General features: G+C 46.8%; 16 protein-coding genes. 9 read left to right on the forward strand and 7 right to left on the reverse strand.

Annotated features, from left to right (window positions below):
* Positions 1 to 12: 12 nt before the first annotated feature.
* Genes HMPREF1548_RS28545 through HMPREF1548_RS28555 form a run of 3 tightly spaced genes read right to left on the reverse strand, consistent with a single transcriptional unit; the run spans position 13 to position 3,624 of the window.
* Entirely contained in the window at positions 13 to 1,317 is a 1,305-nt protein-coding gene (locus HMPREF1548_RS28545; protein ID WP_035324414.1) for a CehA/McbA family metallohydrolase, read from the reverse strand.
* Positions 1,310 to 2,281, reverse strand: a complete 972-nt coding sequence (locus tag HMPREF1548_RS28550; RefSeq protein ID WP_021640402.1) for a polysaccharide deacetylase family protein — start codon at positions 2,279 to 2,281, stop codon at positions 1,310 to 1,312. The genes HMPREF1548_RS28545 and HMPREF1548_RS28550 overlap by 8 nt, the downstream gene beginning before the upstream one ends.
* 23 nt (positions 2,282 to 2,304) lie before the next feature.
* A complete protein-coding gene (locus HMPREF1548_RS28555; RefSeq protein WP_021640403.1) occupies positions 2,305 to 3,624 on the reverse strand; it encodes an MFS transporter in 1,320 nt (439 codons plus the stop codon).
* A gap of 346 nt (positions 3,625 to 3,970) precedes the next feature.
* Here HMPREF1548_RS28555 and HMPREF1548_RS28560 point away from each other — a divergent pair, with 346 nt between their 5' ends.
* Positions 3,971 to 5,059: a GntR family transcriptional regulator gene (locus HMPREF1548_RS28560; RefSeq protein WP_021640404.1), complete on the forward strand. Its 1,089-nt coding sequence runs from the start codon at positions 3,971 to 3,973 to the stop codon at positions 5,057 to 5,059.
* A 91-nt stretch (positions 5,060 to 5,150) separates the two neighbouring features.
* Here the strand turns inward: HMPREF1548_RS28560 and HMPREF1548_RS28565 are convergent, their stop codons facing one another.
* Positions 5,151 to 6,020, reverse strand: a complete 870-nt coding sequence (locus tag HMPREF1548_RS28565) for a type II secretion system protein (RefSeq protein WP_021640405.1) — start codon at positions 6,018 to 6,020, stop codon at positions 5,151 to 5,153.
* A 341-nt stretch (positions 6,021 to 6,361) separates the two neighbouring features.
* On the opposite strand from HMPREF1548_RS28565, the gene HMPREF1548_RS28570 reads away from it, so the two are divergent.
* Entirely contained in the window at positions 6,362 to 7,204 is an 843-nt protein-coding gene (locus HMPREF1548_RS28570) for a DegV family protein (RefSeq protein WP_021640406.1), read from the forward strand.
* A gap of 237 nt (positions 7,205 to 7,441) precedes the next feature.
* On the opposite strand, the gene HMPREF1548_RS28575 is transcribed toward HMPREF1548_RS28570, so the two are convergent.
* Positions 7,442 to 8,041: a hypothetical protein gene (locus tag HMPREF1548_RS28575; RefSeq protein WP_025490320.1), complete on the reverse strand. Its 600-nt coding sequence runs from the start codon at positions 8,039 to 8,041 to the stop codon at positions 7,442 to 7,444.
* 306 nt (positions 8,042 to 8,347) lie between these two features.
* On the opposite strand from HMPREF1548_RS28575, the gene HMPREF1548_RS28580 reads away from it, so the two are divergent.
* The 6 genes from HMPREF1548_RS28580 to HMPREF1548_RS28605 all read left to right on the forward strand — a co-directional run bounded on the left by HMPREF1548_RS28580 (position 8,348) and on the right by HMPREF1548_RS28605 (position 14,682).
* A complete protein-coding gene (locus HMPREF1548_RS28580) occupies positions 8,348 to 9,529 on the forward strand; it encodes an acetyl-CoA C-acetyltransferase (RefSeq protein WP_025490321.1) in 1,182 nt (393 codons plus the stop codon).
* Between the two features lie 118 nt (positions 9,530 to 9,647).
* Positions 9,648 to 10,424, forward strand: a complete 777-nt coding sequence (locus HMPREF1548_RS28585; protein ID WP_025490322.1) for an enoyl-CoA hydratase-related protein — start codon at positions 9,648 to 9,650, stop codon at positions 10,422 to 10,424.
* Between the two features lie 202 nt (positions 10,425 to 10,626).
* On the forward strand, positions 10,627 to 11,466 hold the full coding sequence (locus tag HMPREF1548_RS28590; RefSeq protein ID WP_021640410.1) for a 3-hydroxybutyryl-CoA dehydrogenase: 840 nt from the start codon (positions 10,627 to 10,629) through the stop codon (positions 11,464 to 11,466).
* Between the two features lie 150 nt (positions 11,467 to 11,616).
* Positions 11,617 to 12,771, forward strand: a complete 1,155-nt coding sequence (locus HMPREF1548_RS28595) for an acyl-CoA dehydrogenase (protein ID WP_021640411.1) — start codon at positions 11,617 to 11,619, stop codon at positions 12,769 to 12,771.
* A gap of 53 nt (positions 12,772 to 12,824) precedes the next feature.
* Positions 12,825 to 13,610, forward strand: a complete 786-nt coding sequence (locus tag HMPREF1548_RS28600) for an electron transfer flavoprotein subunit beta/FixA family protein (protein WP_021640412.1) — start codon at positions 12,825 to 12,827, stop codon at positions 13,608 to 13,610.
* Between the two features lie 28 nt (positions 13,611 to 13,638).
* Positions 13,639 to 14,682: an electron transfer flavoprotein subunit alpha/FixB family protein gene (locus HMPREF1548_RS28605; protein WP_021640413.1), complete on the forward strand. Its 1,044-nt coding sequence runs from the start codon at positions 13,639 to 13,641 to the stop codon at positions 14,680 to 14,682.
* A gap of 304 nt (positions 14,683 to 14,986) precedes the next feature.
* On the opposite strand, the gene HMPREF1548_RS28610 is transcribed toward HMPREF1548_RS28605, so the two are convergent.
* Positions 14,987 to 15,685 carry a conjugal transfer protein gene (locus HMPREF1548_RS28610; protein WP_035324415.1) on the reverse strand — a complete coding sequence of 233 codons (699 nt, stop codon included), beginning with the start codon at positions 15,683 to 15,685 and terminating at the stop codon, positions 14,987 to 14,989.
* 155 nt (positions 15,686 to 15,840) lie between these two features.
* Positions 15,841 to 16,104 (reverse strand): CD3324 family protein, encoded by a 264-nt coding sequence (locus tag HMPREF1548_RS28615; protein WP_025490325.1) that lies wholly within the window; start codon positions 16,102 to 16,104, stop codon positions 15,841 to 15,843.
* Between the two features lie 442 nt (positions 16,105 to 16,546).
* Between HMPREF1548_RS28615 and HMPREF1548_RS28620 the strand changes: the two genes are divergently transcribed.
* The gene (locus HMPREF1548_RS28620) at positions 16,547 to 17,977 is read left to right on the forward strand and encodes an ABC transporter substrate-binding protein (RefSeq protein WP_021640417.1); all 1,431 of its coding nucleotides are present in this window, start codon (positions 16,547 to 16,549) and stop codon (positions 17,975 to 17,977) included.
* Positions 17,978 to 18,032 lie beyond the last annotated feature (55 nt).

The raw sequence follows: 18,032 nt of genomic DNA on the forward strand, positions 1-18,032 counted from the left end.
TCCTCTCTTTTTTCAGCCAAAATAAACAGGATTGCTCAGCAGGGCCTTCATAGGGGGAAGGCCGGGCGCATAGCTGCGGTAAAGCTCCAGCCGGAGGAACAGCGCATCCGGATAATTACGCTTCAGCATCAGCTGTACCGCGCCCTTCGGCGCATTCAGGATTTCTGTATCCTTCTCTGTAATCAGGCGGATTTCATCCCCGGCCTGCAGGCCCGTAAAAAGAAGGGAAACCTCAGAGCCGCGGACGGCAAAATCCCCGAAGGAGGCGGCATTTCCATCCATTCCCTCGGCCTGCAGGTCGGCCATCGGCCCGGAGGGCAGATAGGAAATAAAGCCGTTTCCCCGTCGGAGCGCCTGCAGCAGGTCTTGCGGGGAACGGGAGGGCGCATACAGACAATGGCAGGGCATGGCAAGACTGCCCAGCAGTCCGGGGCGATGGTAATCGCTGCCTCCGGTGACCGGAATCCGCCGGCCGGCACACAGCTGGGCATGCCACCAGCCCGCCGCCCTTTCATTCCGTTCGGACATGACGCCGTTCCATACCTCCAGGCCGTCAAAGGGAAGGGCAAAGCCCCATTCCCATGGTACCAGAGGGCAGAAAGGATGGTTGATGACACGGAAAGCGCCGCGTTCCCCCGCCTCCCGGAAAAGTGCATCCGTTTCTTCCGGGGAGCCTGTGAAATAAGGACGCAGGAAAGCCCTTTTTACGCCGAGAAAACCGGCATGTCCCTTGTAATGCGTCCATTCGGTGCCGGGAAGAAGCGTAATGTCATCGCAGTCGGGCAGATTTTCGTTTTGTGCGCTGTTATTGTGGTCTGTGAAAAAAAGATAATCCAGCCCCATGCGTTTTGCCAGCCCCGCCGCCTCTTCCGGCGTCAGGATACCGTCCGAAGCGGTGGTATGAACATGGGTATCGCCTTTAAAAAGCCGGCGCTTTTTTTCCGTAAATTCCAGCGTATATTCTACGGTGACCCCTTCTGCGGGCACATGATAGGCGCCGGCGATGATATGCCAGGTCCCTTCCGGCAGTTCACCGGAAAGAAAACCGGCGCTGCTTCCCAGCGGGGACAGCCAGACGTGGTTTCTGTCGGAACCGGAGGCCCCGGCCATGGTTCCATCCGGCAGCATGACGGCCAAATCAATGGTACAGGGTTCGCCGGAAATGCAGTAATTCCCTTCGCTGCTGATCGGAGACGACGGATAGCGGTAACGGATGTCTATCCTCTCCGTATTTTTTTCCACCTGAAAGGGGACTTTGATGTAGCCGCGTTCCTGGGATTTGTCCAGGGTAAGGGCGAGATGCTTTATTTTATCCATAATGTTTTATTCTCCTGTTGATATTTTCCGTTGGGATTGTCTGCTTCTGCTGCCGGGAATGCGGCGTCTCGGAAAAATCAGCGGCTTTACGGCGCAGCTCCTCGAAAGGAGCGCTGCCCCAGGAAACCGGTATAAAGCCTTCTTTTTCTACCAGACGGGCAAGTCGTCCGCTTTTGAGAAAATAATATTCCCATTCCCTCTTCCGCCACTGGGGCGTGCGCGCCAGAAGCCGTCCGTCCGGGACGGAGGGGTGGAGGAATACTTCGGTAATGCCTGCGGGAGCAATTCTTAACTGCTCCTCATAATAACGGCAGAGCGCTTCGTAATCTCTGATTTTTTCCACAGGATAAGGATTGGTGATGAAATAGTCGGGCAGAGCCACCCCCATACGCTCCGCCAGAAATACAATTCCCGAATGGGCCAGTGTGACTGCCGGAGACACCCTTCCTGCAAACTGCCTCTCCAGGAAGGCGGTTGTACGTGCAAAACGGAAGGGCAGTCCGTATTTCCGGCACAGCCTGAATGCATTTATGAAAAAAAGCCTTCCATTAATCCCATACAGGGTTCCGCCATGGCTGTCCGCATGATCAGGAATGCATCCTGCAGCAGCCATGCGCAGATATTGCGCTTCCAACTCTCTTGTAATATCGCTGGAAGCCGCGCGCTTTGCCGCAGCGCCTCCGTCCGCAGGCAGAAACCCGTTGTCCGTAAGAAAACCGTGCTTTCCCTGTAAGGATGCGGCGGGCCAAAGCTCCTCCTTCCACTCGGAAAAAAGTGTCCAGTGCACGCCGGCAGGAAGCTTCTGCTGTGCCGCCAGGGCACTGGCCTTAGCCGCCCTGGGCGCAGGACTGAGAATGGAAGAAGAGGTGATGGCCCCTAGCCGGAAAAGTTCCTGCACCGCCTGGTTCATGCTTTCACACAGACCAAAGTCGTCCGCATTGATGATCAAATACCGTTCGTTCATTGTCTGAATTGTCCTTTCGGATATTACTTTTTCGCTTCCCGGGTTTCCGGCTGTTTATGCGAAGCCTGGGAAGGCGCTTCCGGGAATTTGAGGAAACGGGAGCACACAACGCACAAAAGCATGGCGCACAGCGGGAATACCACCATCAGAAAACGGGCGGCGTCATGAGGCCTTGCCCCCGGCATGTCGCCGCTTTCAAAACCATAAAGCCAGCCCACCAAAAGAAAGGCAAAGCTTGTAAAAAATCCGCTCAGCCGGTTCATAAAGCCCATGGCGCTGGCATAGGTGCCCTCACGCCGCAGCCCGTTCTTCCGGGTATCCTCATCCATAATGCGGGCGCCCACCAAATCCATGGTGGTGATGGCGCCGGAGTAGCCGAAGCCAAGCAGGCAGGAGGCGGCGAGCGCCGGCACAAAACCGGACACAAAATAGAGCGGGATAAAAGACAGCGCAAGCGCGATGAGCGCCGTACGCCATATGGGCATTAAAGAACGTTTTTTCACAAAGAAAGCCCAGACCGATACCCCGGCCATGGCAAACAGGAGCACCACGCCAAGGAGCATGGTATTTGCCATGCTGTCCAGCCCCAGCGTATATTTAACATAAAAAGGAACCGCCGACATCACCAGCGCCATGGCAGCGCTGTAAAAAGCATTGGTCAGCCCGAAAATCCAGAATTTGGGGTTGGTGAGAAGATCCCGCAGGGTGGAAAGCAGACGTGGTTTTTCCAGTTCTTCCTCCTGTGCGGTTTCATGGCAGCCGAGAGTGCAGTAGAGAATAACGGAAACGGCTAAAAGCCCGTAAATCACACTGGTCAGGCCGTAACCCAGAGCATCCGTTACTATAGGCGTGAGTGCGATGCTGATTACCATGGCGAGCAGCTGGAAGGCCTGGCGCATGGCGTTGGATTTGGCACGCTCCGCATCCGAACGGAAAAGCTCCGGGAAAAGCGCCCCATAATTGGCATTGATGAGGGAATCCAGCGTACCGGTGAGTATGTACATCAGCAGCATATAGGAAAAAATTCCGCTTCCGCTTAAGAAAGACGGGATATTGAAAAAGGCAATGAAGCAAAGCGCCAGCAGCGGCGCGCCGATAACAAGCCATGGCCTGCGCCGTCCCCAGCGTGTCCGTGTCCTGTCGGAAAGAAAGCCGTACACCGGATTATCAATGGCATCCACAAAGGTATACAGGAACAGCACCATGGAAAACTGCGCTGTGGTAACGCCGTGCCCGATAACATAAAATGCGGCGGCATAGGTTTTAAACATATTGATGGGGATGGATGTGCCGAACATGCCGACAGCATAACGGAAGGGACTGGTTTTCCTGGTAGTGTTCATGGGTAGCCTCCTTTGGCTGGGATAATTTTAAGTAAAGGGTGGTTGTCTTGCCGCCATTTTCGACAGAAATGGTGTAAGACCTGCTTTAAAGGTAGCATAGGGGTATTTGTTTGTAAATCGGACTGATTTTTTTCTCTGATTCTGCTAAAAAGCGGAAGGGATTACTGGGGAATGTGACATGAAAAAGAGGAGTAAAGTATATTTTTCTTGTTGTATATATGGCTGTATTTGTAATAAAATATATTTTATTGAGGATGAATGAAATGGAAGATTGATGGAGAATTAAGGTATGCGTGTTTGCATATTAGGCATTCAGGTTTAGCGGTGAAGGGATGTTATAAAGAAAATGGGAAAAGTATTTTTATATCAGAAGGTATATGAGGAGTTGCTGGAGCGTATCCAGAACGGAACCTATCCGCCCGGTGAAAAACTGCCTGCCGACGAAGAACTGTGCAGAGAGTTTTCGGTCAGTGCAATAACAGTGAAGAAAGCGCTGGAAATGCTGGCGGAAAGCGGATGTGTGAAAAGAGTGCCGGGGAATGGCAGCTTTGTGAGAAAACAGGAGAAGGCGGCAGGGGAAAAGGGCGGTAAGGATCATTTGCTGGGATTGGTACTGGAGCATGTATCAACACCCTTCGGGCTGGAAATGATGTATCGCATGGATTGTCTCGCCAAAAAGACAGGATACAGCCTGATTGTCAGATTTTCCTATGGAGACAGGGAGAGGGAAACGGAGGAGATCCATTTTCTTATGTCGCTTCATGTGGACGGCATGATAATCATGCCCTGTCATGGAAAGAATTACAGTCCTGCTATCCTGCAGCTGTATCTGGATGATTTCCCTGTGGTTCTTATTGATAAGAAGATGAAGGGCATCCCGGTACCTTCGGTAAGAACTGACAATAAGGCGGCGACAGCTGCTTTGGTCAGGGCTTTGGCTGAGGACGGCTGCCGCCGGATAGCTCTGTTTACTACGGAGGATACCGAAGCGGTTTCAGTTCAGGAACGGCGGAATGGGTTTATTAATGAGATGGAACGTCTCGGTCTGACTGAAGCCGGAATCTGTGTGCTGCCGTCAGGCGGAGGGAAGGAGTCTCTCTTGGATAACCACCCCTGTCCGGAAGCAATTCAGGCGGCAGTACGGTTCCTGGAAAAGGGGAGAACGGAAATGGATGCCATAATTGCGGAGGAGTATGGCATTGTGCCTGCCATTACTGCCGCGGCGGGGAAAGTAGGAATCTCTCTGGATAAGGAAATCCGCCTAGCTTGTGTGGATGAAGATTATCTGGCGCCCTATGGGCCGGCCTTCCTGCATGTGAAGCAGGATGAGGCGGCGATTGCGGAGAAGGCGGTGGAGGTGCTGTTGGGGAGGATTGCTGGGGGACGTGGGGAAGAGGAGATATTAATATATGCAAGGTATAAAAAATATAATTAAACTTAAAAAACGGACTAATAACTTCATTAAACTGTTTAAATTATTAGTCCATTTTAAATCAAATAATACATAATTGGTATAGGAAGTCATATTATTTAACTATTTTTACCCATATATCTTTATCTTTACTTAAATCTTCTGCATTTGTTTTTGCATTAATTAATTTAGAGATTGTTTGCTCACTTGCATCTGGCATGGAATTTGCTCCGGTAGTTCCATTATTACCAAGAAAATAATAATACGAACCCTGATAATATGCGAGTGATACATAGAACGTACCTTCGGTTTTTGTAGCAACGAAATAATGTTCATATGTAGAATCACTGTTTTTATAACGGCACGGCATCCATTTTAAAGAATCTAGAGTCGAATTTGACAAAGTAGTTTTAGCGCTTAATAAATCTTTTTCTGCATCTGTTAAGGCTGCTTCACTAGATTCATAATATTCTTTTCTTGCAACATTCCAAACATTATTATTATTATAATTATTACCATATTTTTCTTCGAAAATTTTACCATAATTTTTTATTCTATTGTCCATATCACTTAAATTATTTTGCTCCTTAATATAAAAAATTGAGGCGTTTTTAATATCATAGACAACTATTATATTTTCTGAATACTTGTATTCTAAATAAGCAACTTCAGTCGAAGGCATATCTGAAAAGTTTACACCAAAAACTATAGAACCAGATACACTTGCAGCAGCACAAATTTTTTTCCTAAAATCGTTATTTTGAAATTCCAGAGGATTAAATAAACTTTTTCCATATTGTTCCAGGGCCAAAGTCTGCGCCGCCGTAACCACCGCCCGACACTCCACAATCGCCTGCTGCTCTTTAGCCTTCTGTATGTACCTAAACATCCCCGGCACCAATATAGCCAGAAGAATCCCTATTATAACTATTACAACTATCATCTCAACAAGCGTAAACCCTTTATTTCTGTAATCCTTCTTCATAATAGGACTCCTTATTGATCAATATAATATAAGATCTTCCATATATTATGTTATTCTACAATATTCCAACCACAATAGCAATCAGCATAAATAAACAAGAATAAATCAAAAAAACAAGAGTAAACTGAAAAACATTATTGACATCCTAATTAAATTTTGCTATGCTTTCAAATGTTTTGAAAATCAAAATATTTGAACTTGATTCTAAAATATACCATACTTTATATAACCCGATGACCCACACACAATTAAAACAGTAACATTAAATCAATAAAGCTGAAGATTTCCACCATTCGGCCCGTTTTTGATAATAGCGTATTTACGCGCAGACAGGAGTAAAAATGAGTATCCGTTTTATCTGTGATTCAACCTGCGATTACACAACAGAACAGGCAGCCAGTCTGGGCATCACCCTGGTTCCCCTTAAAGTACTTTTCGGAGAAAAAGAATATTTTGACGGTGTTGACATGAAACCGGAGGAATTCTATGATAAGCTTGCCTCAGCGGAGGAACTGCCCACAACAAGCCAGCCCTCTCCGGAAGCATTTCTGCAGTATTTCAGGGAGGCCAAAGAAGCGGGGGACGACGTAATATGCATCCTTCTTGCGAGCAAGCTTAGCGGTACCTGCCAGAGTGCGCTTATTGCCAGGGATATTGTGGAATATGACAGGATTTACATAATCGACAGCATGCAGGCAACGCTGGGGACACAGCTTCTGCTGGATCGTGCATTTGCCCTCAGAGAGGAAGGAAAGACAGCGGAGCAGATTGTTGAAATTCTTGAAAAAGAAAAAGAGAAGATCTGCATTTATCTGATTGTAGACACACTTCTTTATCTCCAGAAGGGAGGACGCCTGTCCACAACGGGCATGGTAGTGGGAAGCGCGCTGAACCTTAAGCCCATTCTGTCCGTGAGATACGGGGAAGTGCGTGTGGCCGGGCTTGCCAGAGGCCAGAAGAGCGCCTGGGACAAGGTGCTTAAAACAATTGAGAAAGACGGCGGGATGGACAAGACAAGAGGCTACAATCTTGGCTTTACAGGAAAAAAGGAATGTGTCAGCGGATTTGAGACATTTATTAAGGAACATTTTGATGCGGAATACAAAAAGACAGTTCCGGTTGGTTCTGTAATCGGGGTACACGTAGGTCCTGGAGCGAATGCGGTTGCCGTTTTCCTGAACTGATGCTGTCCGCAGAATGCCGGAGTGCATGAAAGGATGCAATATGGGAGATTTTACTTCAGCCGCCCTGCCATGGGTGGTGATAGGACTGGATATCGCAGATAAAAAGTAAATCTCTGTTGAAACCGTATATATTGCGTATGATGATAAAAAGGAGCCATGGCAGGAAAATTCCGCTGGAACGGAATTTTTGCTGAGGCTCCCTTTTTATATGCTTCCGGCAGACAGTTTAAATAAATGCTATATTACCTGAATCCGGAACGCCGTGGCGATTGGCGGTATGCTTGCCGTCTGGAAATTTGAGTGTGATATCTGCACCAGCTGTCCGGGGCGGAGAGCGCGCAGAGGGATTGGGAAACCGTTCCTGTTCAGAATAATTGTGGAATTTGTTATGACAAATACCATCTGTCTGTTTATATTGTTTTGCGAAACGGTGATCAGCCGGTTATTATTTGCATCTATCCAAAGGATTCGTGCTGTTGTTACACTTGGCGGCGCAACGGGAGGCCGCGACGGGCGTCTTACAGTGATTGAAAATGCATTGCTCTGAGGCGGGATGCTTCTTGTCATACGGGGCGAAAAGGTGACATCGACCCGCATTCCCTCGCGCAGATCACAGAGACATATCGGCAGTCGGAAGGAATTCAGGATAACGGTATTGTTATTTACGTTAAGCTGCAGCTGGTCTGTCGTGGTAATTCCGCTCTGCCATGGGACGGAATAGGAGATAAGGATATATCCGGTGTTGTTATTTGAGAAAAAAACCTCATCAATAACAGCGTTGTCAATCCGGAGAACATTACCCAGGGATACGATGGAACCTAAATTATCAGTGGCCATATCTAACCTCTTGAGAGACAAAATAGTCTTTTTTATCATTATATGACTGAAAAACCGAGAGGTGCGTCCGTGCAGCGACATATCCGAAGCGTTACAAAACTTAATTTTTATTAAAAATTTATTTATTTTTACACTATTTTAATTAGGTTTCTTATGCCAGAAAGTTTCCTGTTATTGAGCATCGAAAAATCCTTGCTATTAAATATTCTCTATGCTATAATAAAGGCTGTGGGTAATGACAAAAAATTAACAATACCGTCAAAACCCAGTAAATTCGCAGTTTTTAATGAATATGGAGGAGAAAACATGGCAAAGAAAATCGTTTTGGCAGGTGCATGCCGTACAGCCATCGGTACAATGGGCGGGGCCTTAAGCACAACTCCGGCAGCGGAGCTGGGTGCTATCGTTATCAAGGAAGCTTTAAACAGAGCGGGAGTTGCTCCCGAAGCAGTTGATCAGGTATATATGGGATGTGTTATCCAGGCTGGCCTGGGACAGAACGTGGCACGTCAGGCATCTATCAAAGCTGGTTTGCCTATCGAAGTTCCGGCTGTTACCATGAACGTTGTATGCGGTTCCGGTCTGAACTGTGTGAACCAGGCTGCACAGATGATTCTTGCAGGAGATGCGGATATCGTTGTTGCAGGCGGTATGGAAAACATGTCCATGGCTCCTTATGCAATCCCTCAGGGACGTTACGGATATAGAATGGGCAACGCAACTATGGTTGATACCATGGTGAACGATGCTCTTACAGATGCATTCAATCAGTATCATATGGGCATCACTGCAGAAAATATCGCAGAGCAGTGGGGACTGACCAGACAGCAGCTGGACGAGTTCGCTGCATGGAGCCAGCAGAAGACTGTTGCAGCTCAGGAAGCAGGAAAGTTTGATGATGAAATCGTTCCTGTAGAAGTTAAGAAGAAAAAAGAAACCATTATTTTCAATAAGGATGAAGGGCCTCGTCCGGGAACCACCGCAGAAGGCATTGCAAAGCTTCGTCCTGCATTCAAGAAAGACGGCGTCGTAACCGCTGCGAACTCTTCAGGAATCAATGACGGCGCGGCAGCAGTTGTGGTTATGAGCGAAGAAAAGGCAAAAGAGCTGGGCGTAACCCCTATGGCAACATGGGTAGCGGGAGCACTGGCAGGCGTGGATCCTACCATCATGGGAATCGGACCTGTTGCAGCAACCAGAAAGGTTATGGCTAAGACCGGAATGAATATCGATGATTTCGATCTGATTGAAGCCAATGAAGCTTTTGCCGCACAGTCTCTTGCTGTTGCACATGATCTTGGCATTAACAATGACAAGCTGAATGTAAACGGCGGCGCTATTGCGCTGGGACATCCCGTAGGAGCTTCCGGATGCCGTATTCTGGTTACTCTGCTTCACGAAATGGTTAAATCTGATGCTAAGAAGGGTCTTGCAACTCTGTGCATCGGCGGCGGCATGGGCTGCGCAACCATCGTAGAAAGAGACTGATATAGGCTTCTAAACTGAATGATTAGCGGACTTTGCGGTCTGCTAATCATTCGTTATGCACAGGGGTAGCTGAAAAATTCCCGTCATAAAAGACGGTGATATAGAAAGGATGAGTACTATGGAATACATTGTATATGAACAGAAGGGTTCCTACGCAGTTATCACCATCAGCCGTGAAAAAGCGCTGAACGCTCTGAATTCCCAGGTTCTTGATGAACTGAATGAAACTTTGGATGCTGTGAATCTGGAAGAGGTAAGATGTCTGATTCTGACAGGCGCAGGGGCAAAATCCTTCGTTGCAGGCGCGGATATCGGAGAAATGAGCACTCTGACCAAGGCGGAGGGCGAGGCCTTTGGTAAGAAGGGAAATGATGTTTTCCGTAAGCTGGAGACATTCCCGATTCCTGTTATTGCTGCTGTTAACGGCTTTGCACTGGGCGGCGGCTGTGAGATTTCCATGAGCTGTGATATCAGAATCTGTTCTGATAATGCAGTATTCGGACAGCCTGAGGTTGGCCTGGGAATCACACCTGGTTTCGGCGGCACACAGAGGCTGGCCCGTCTGGTTGGACCTGGAATGGCTAAGCAGATGATCTATACGGCAAGGAATATTAAGGCTGACGAGGCTCTGAGAATTGGCCTGGTGAATGCGGTTTATACACAGGACGAGCTTATGGCTGCTGCTGAGAAGATGGCGGCGGGAATTGCCAAGAATGCGCCGATCGCTGTGAGAAACTGCAAGAAGGCTATTAATGATGGTCTGGATGCGGATATGGATGAGGCGATTGTAATCGAAGAGAAGCTGTTTGGCGACTGCTTCGAGAGCTATGACCAGAAGGAAGGAATGGCTGCTTTCCTGGAGAAGAGGAAAGTGGAGAAGTTTTTGAATAAGTAAGGACTTAAGGGATTAAGGACTTAAGGGATTGGTTACCGGAAATCCGCCGGGAGGCTCAAGGCCTGCGGCCTTTCGCTATGCGGCTTCGCCGCATGTGGGCCGGATTGTAAAAACTGGTCGGTGAGCAAGCTCACCGCTCAGCTTTTACAATCCGGTCCACGCCCGGCTCAACTAAAACATATCTTGTAGGAGGTTTAATCAGATGAAGGTTGGTATTATTGGTGCAGGTACAATGGGTTCTGGTATTGCGCAGGCTTTTGCTCAGACGGAAGGGTATGAAGTTTTTCTGTGTGATATCAATGAGGAATTCGCTGCAAACGGAAAGAACAGAATCGCTAAGACTCTGTCTAAGAGAGTGGCAAAGGGTAAAATGGAGCAGGCTGCTGCTGACGCTATCCTTGCTAAAATCACAACAGGTGTGAAGACTATCTGCACAGATTGTGATCTGGTTGTTGAAGCTGCTCTGGAGAATATGGAAATCAAGAAGCAGACTTTCAAAGAGCTGCAGGATATCTGCAAGAAGGACTGCATCTTCGCTACTAATACATCTTCCCTGTCCATTACCGAAATCGGCGCTGGCCTTGACAGACCTGTTATCGGAATGCATTTCTTCAATCCCGCTCCTGTTATGAAGCTGGTTGAGGTTATCGCAGGACTGAACACACCTGAAAGCGTAGTGGAAACAATTAAGGAAATCTCCGTAGCTATCGGCAAAACACCTGTACAGGTTAACGAAGCTGCAGGTTTCGTAGTAAACAGAATCCTTGTTCCGATGATCAACGAAGCTATCGGCATCTATGCTGAAGGCGTTGCTTCCGTAGAAGATATCGACACCGCTATGAAGCTGGGCGCTAATCATCCCATGGGACCTCTGGCTCTGGGCGATATGATTGGTCTGGATATCGTTCTGGCTATCATGGAAGTTCTGGAATCCGAAACAGGCGATCCGAAATACCGTCCTCATACACTGCTTAAGAAGATGGTTCGCGGCGGACAGCTTGGACAGAAGACCGGCAAGGGCTTCTATGACTACAGCAAGTAAAATATCCCGCAGCAGATTACGGAACGGCGGGCAAAAGGCGCAGTAAGCGGCAGGGCTTATCCCCTGCGGGCGGCCGCCGGAGCCGGGATTCCCTGACTCAGGCCCGCTGCTTTCGCAATAATAAAGATAAAAACGGAGGAGTAAATAATCATGGATTTTACTTTAAGCAAAGAGCATGAGATGGCAAGAACTCTTTTCAGAGAATTTGCAGAAAAAGAAGTAAAGCCTCTTGCACAGGAGGTTGACGAAACAGAGGAGTTCCCCAGGGCTACCGTTGAAAAAATGGCTAAGCTTGGTTTTCTGGGAATTCCGGTTCCGAAGGAATACGGCGGACAGGGCTGCGATCCTCTGACCTACGCTATGTGCGTGGAAGAGCTTTCCAAGGTATGCGGCACCACAGGTGTTATCGTATCCGCCCATACATCTCTGTGCTGCGATCCTATCATGACCTATGGTACGGAAGAGCAGAAGCAGAAATACCTGGTTCCCCTTGCAAAGGGTGAAAAACTGGGTGCATTCGGCCTGACAGAGCCCGGCGCAGGTACTGACGCACAGGGACAGCAGACCAAGGCTTATCTGGATGGAGATGAGTGGGTGCTTAACGGATCCAAGATTTTCATCACCAACGGTAAAGAAGCTGACGTTTATGTAATTTTCGCTGTTACAAGCGTTGTTGAAGATAAGAGAGGCAGAAAGAAAAAAATGATTTCTGCATTCATCGTGGAAAAAGGAACTCCCGGCTTCTCCTTTGGTACCAAAGAAAAGAAGATGGGTATCCGCGGTTCATCAACCTACGAACTGATTTTCACAGACTGCAGAATCCCGAAGGAAAACCTGCTGGGAGCAGAAGGCAAGGGCTTTGGTATCGCTATGCATACTCTGGACGGCGGACGTATCGGTATCGCTGCACAGGCTCTTGGGCTTGCTGAAGGCGCTCTTAACAATACCATCGCTTATGTAAAAGAAAGAAAACAGTTCGGCAGAGCAATCGGCGCTTTCCAGAACACCCAGTTCCAGCTTGCAGATATGGCTACCAAGGTTGAATGTGCCCAGCTGCTTGTTTACAAGGCTGCTATGGCAAAGGCTACCCAGTCCGTATATTCTGTGGAAGCTGCAAAAGCTAAGCTGTACGCTGCAGAGGTTGCAATGGAAGTTACAACCAAGGCTGTTCAGCTGCACGGCGGTTATGGATATACAAGAGAATATGATGTTGAGCGTATGATGCGCGATGCCAAGATTACCGAGATCTACGAAGGAACAAGCGAAGTTCAGAGAATGGTAATCTCCGGAGCACTGCTGAAATAAGCTGCGGCACGACTGTTATCTTAAGAAAATTATAAACAAGGAGAGAAAATACAATGAAAATTGTTGTTTGTATTAAGCAGGTACCTGATACAAAGGGCGGCGTTAAATTCAAACCCGATGGTACGCTTGACAGAGCTGCAATGCTTACGATCATGAATCCCGATGACAAGGCAGGTCTGGAAGCTGCACTGAGACTGAAAGATCAATACGGCGCAGAGGTTACCGTTATCACCATGGGTCTTCCCAAGGCAGAAGAGGTTCTCCGTGAAGCTATGGCTATGGGCGCTGATAACGGAATCCTGGTAACCGACAGAGTTCTGGGCGGCGCTGATACATGGGCTACCTCCCAGACAATCGCAGGCGCTATCCGCAATCTGGATTATGACCTGATTATTACAGGCCGTCAGGCTATCGATGGCGATACCGCACAGGTTGGGCCTCAGATTTCCGAGCATCTGGGAATCCCGGTTATTTCCTATGCACAGAATATCAAAATCGAAGGCGAAAATGTTATCGTAGAGCGTCAGTTCGATGACAGATATCATGTCCTGAAAGCTAAAATGCCCTGCCTGATCACAGCTCTGGGCGAACTGAATGAGCCCCGTTATATGACACCCGGCGGAATCTTCGATGCATACAAGAAAGAAATCACCGTATGGGGAAGAGCAGATCTGAAGGATGTTGACGATTCCAACCTTGGTCTGAAGGGATCACCGACTCAGATCGCTAAGGCTTCTGATAAGGTAAGAAAGGGAGCAGGAGAGAAGTTTACCTTTGATACTCCTGATGAAGCAGCTTCCTTTATTACAGGAAAATTACAGGAAAAACACGTTATTTAATATTAATAGAAAAGTGTGGTGAATAAGGATGAATTTAGAAGAATATAAGGGAGTATTTGTCTTTGCACAGCAGGTTGATAACGTAGTAAGCGGAATCGCATTTGAACTGATTGGCAAAGGGAAAGAACTGGCAAAGGATTTAGGAACAGAAGTAACCGCAGTACTGATCGGTTATGAAGTAAAAGGACTGGCTGACGAGCTGGCTGCATATGGCGCTGATAGAGTAATCGTTGTTGACGATCCTGAACTGAAGGAATACAGAACAGAGCCTTATGCCCATGCACTTTCCTCTGTAATTGAAAAATATAAACCGGAAATCATGCTGGTAGGCGCTACCGCAATCGGCCGTGACCTTGGCCCCCGTGTTTCCGCAAGAATCCATACAGGTCTGACTGCAGACTGTACACAGCTGGATATCGGAGATTTCCCGTTAAATCCCATTCCCGGACAGGAGCAGAAACATAATCAGCTGTTAATGACCCGTCCTGCATTCGGTGGAAATACCATCGCTACTATCGCCTGCCCGAACTTCCGTCCTCAGATGGCAACCGTTCGTCCCGGCGTTATGCAGAAGGCACCCAAGGTAGAAGGCGCTAAGGCTGTAGTGGAAGAGTTTAATCCCGGCTTTACCCCGGACAACAAATATGTTGAAATCATGGAAGTTGTTAAATCCGTAGTTGATACCGTTGATATTATGGATGCAAAAATCCTGGTATCCGGTGGCCGTGGAGTTGGCAGCCCGGAGAACTTCAAGATTCTGGATGACCTTGCAGAAGCTATCGGCGGAACAGTAAGCTGCTCCCGTGCAGTTGTGGACGCAGGCTGGAAGCCCAAGGATCTTCAGGTTGGACAGACCGGTAAAACCGTTCGCCCCAACGTATACTTTGCAATCGGTATCTCCGGAGCAATTCAGCATCTGGCAGGTATGGAAGAATCTGACATCATTGTTGCAATCAACAAGGATGAGACAGCTCCTATCTTTGACGTAGCTGATTACGGCATCGTTGGTGATCTGAATAAGATCGTTCCGATTCTTGCCGATAAGATCAGGGAAGCAAGAGCTGCAAAATAATGCGGTGAACAACAATCGCCGCTCTACGGTTCTGGTATCACACCAGTTTTGCCGTAGGGCGGCGGTTTTTTATATAAAAAACAGTATTCTTTATTTTTCTTCTTATATTTCTCTTGGCTGCCCTGCATGGATGTAAAGTATTCCGTTTATCCGAATGGCTTTCTCCGGAGTCCCTGTTTTCTATTTATCAAATCATAATTTCACAGCTTCTTAGTTTCACGGCTTCATAGTTTCATTGCTCTATAGTTTCACAGCTTCTTAGTTTTATAGCTTCACAGCTTATAAAGTTCTGCTCTTTATCCGTTCAAGGAAATACATACTTTGTAATGTGTTCAAAACGGTTATTCTCCACATAATACACCGCCTGTTCTTTTGCAGAGTAAACAAAGGATACTCTGGTAGCCCATGCACCCTCCTGACGGACGGCATGAAGCAAAGTATATGCGTTGGATACCGAGAAATCATTTCCGCAGCAGTCCAATAACTGCAAAGCCCGCTCATACCGGTCATCACCCGGCACAATATAATTTTTTGTGCTTTCCGGATCTATCAGAGAATAATTCGTTATCAGGGAATATTTCTTATGTTCTTCCCGATATCCCAATCCCGGCTCGATTATCAAAACACGCCCATGGATATCTGACAGCAACGCCTGCATAGTGGCGTCCGGCGCATAGGTAATCTTTTTATCCCTTACAAGCTGAAGCGCGTCATCAAATGTAATCTGTCCTTTAATAAATTCTTCCGTCAAATCTGCAATTGTCATGCAGTCCGGTCCGGCCTGGTATTCCCCGCCAGGATTGCCGTGCACGTAAAGCAGCGTACCGACATTCCCATTTTTATTAATCCCATGATAAGAATGATAGGTTCCATCCGGACGTAAGATTCCAATATAAAAACGTTCCTCATCCATAATCACCTTATGCTTCCATGCAGAGAGGTCAATATCAAAATTAAAGCCTGTAATCATATCATTTCCATGATAAACAAATCTGGTACACATAATTGTTTCCTTTCATAAAGCCTGAGTAAACACCTCATAAATTCATTATAGATTTCCCTTTTATTCTACGGTTATTGGAATATTTTTTCTATATACAGTATGCTACCGAACCAATATGTATAAAAAAAGAGGCCGCGACTGGCAGCCTCCTTCAATTATTTTTGATATATGATTTTCCGGACAGTATATAAAGACAAACAGTATTTTTCAGTCAGACATTCAATGGAAACACCATTCCGATATTCCCTTTTGATTTGCTGATTACGTTGTTCCAGTTCCTGCCGATAGCCGGAAGCTTCTCCCCAACGTTTTTGCTGTTCCTGTTCTATTGGAATGTAGATGTAACCACCCTGAACATAGTTCTGCAGCTCTTTTACCAAAGTGTCCGGAAGAACAGATGTTGCGTTCAGATATTTCATGCAGGCTTCCTCCTTGATATTATAGTCAAGTTCCAAAAGCCAGCATTATTATTTTGCGACCATATCTACTCCATGCAACCGTCGCAATCTGCTGGCTTTGCATGGAGAAAAACTTTCTTCTTATTTTTTGTGTTGATACACATATAAACCCCTTCTTTCTTTATATACGGTTAAAAGCTAATGTAGCTTTAGTGTAGCATATTCTTTATTCCGTATCAACTAATCTCGGATTTTTGTGAGAACAGTAACTATATTTATTCATATATAAGATAATATATTATAAAACTAAAAAAAACCACCTGTTTTTGCCAAAATTTGTGCTCTTTGTTTCTTTTATATTATCTACTATAATTCAATAGTAAGTTGAATGCATTCACATTTTATGTCAGAAATAATCGTGCCGTGAAGAAACGGCACATGATTCAGGAAGGAGACTTTTCCAATGAAAAAAGCTATTGCGATGTTGCTGGCGGGAGTTATGACGTTATCTCTGACAGCATGTTCAGGAAATACAGCATCTGAAACAAACTCCGGCACAGGAGAAAATAATACGGCAGGAAGTACTGCGGCGATACAGGAAAGCACTGCTTCGCAGGGAGGCGAAGGCGGTGAAGCGGAAAATGGTGAGGTAGTGGAAATTACTGTTCAATCCTGGCAGTATGCCCTGGGAAATTATAAGGGATTTACAGAGGATGATGAATTGACGCAGGCAATTGCAGATGAATTTAATGCCACCCATCCCGGTATACATGCAACTGTAAAAATCATGAGACAGGAAGATCATTATAACGCATTGAAGGTTGATTTTGCAGCAGGCAGCGCACCTGATGTAATTGGTATTGCGCCTGGTGCAGACTTGGAACAGTATAAATCGCAGCTGGCTCCTCTGGCAGATTATGCATCACAAGATTTGGGCGAGGACTGGCAGGATAAGTTTACAGAAGCTTCATTTACGACAATTAAACTGTCCGGTGATGAAATCTATGCATTTCCCAGTGCGATGAGCGCGGCAGGAACCGTTTGGTATAACAATAAACTGATGACAGAAAACGGCGTGGAATCTTTCCCTGCTACCTGGGAGGAACTGCAGACTGCGGCACAGACACTGCGTGGTGCAGGACAGATTCCGCTTATGTTCGGCGGAAAAGACAACTGGCAGAATTATGATATGTTCATTACCATTATGGCAACCATCAACAAGGATCTCTGTAACGGAATTTTTGCCCTGGAAAATGAATGGACGGAAAGCGATGTGGTTAAAGCCTTTGATTATTATCAGAAACTGTTTACAGACGGAATTGTTCAGGACGGAGCCCTTTCTACAACTTTGTATAATGAAGGTTATTCCCAGTGGAAGGATGATGATGGAAATTCCACAATCCCGATGATTTTTAATGGTTCCTGGGATATGGGCTCTCTGAAGGCAGAAAATTCCTTCTATGAAAATTTCTCTTCCAATGATATTAAAGTATCAACCATGCCTTCTATTGAAGGCAAGCCTGGTGCAGTGCTGACAGCTCCCGACGTTGCCTGGGGTGTAAATGCCAACAGCGCTAATAAGGAAGCTGCATGGGAATTTGTAAAATGGCTTTGCTATGATATGCAGCAGGAAGTTGTTGACGGACTTGGCTTTTTCAGCGTATTGAAAGATGCTCCCAGTCCCACCGTGGATTTAACCGACGATTATAAAGCAGCTTATGATGTTATTTCCGCGGCTGCAGCATCGGACAATACGGTAGGCTTCCGCAGTTCTTTCTATACAAAGCTGAATGATGCGCTGTTTGATCAGCTGCAGCTGCTGGGAACCGGGGCTGCTACACCTGAAGAAGCAGCTGCTGCTATGGCTGAAGCGGCAGCAGGTATTTCCAAATAATAAGGCCGGTATCTTATTAATGCTCCGGACTGCCGCAAGGCGATAAGCGGGCGGC

Source organism: Clostridium sp. KLE 1755, assembly GCF_000466465.2.
Taxonomy (GTDB): Bacteria; Bacillota; Clostridia; order Lachnospirales; family Lachnospiraceae; genus Eisenbergiella; species Eisenbergiella porci.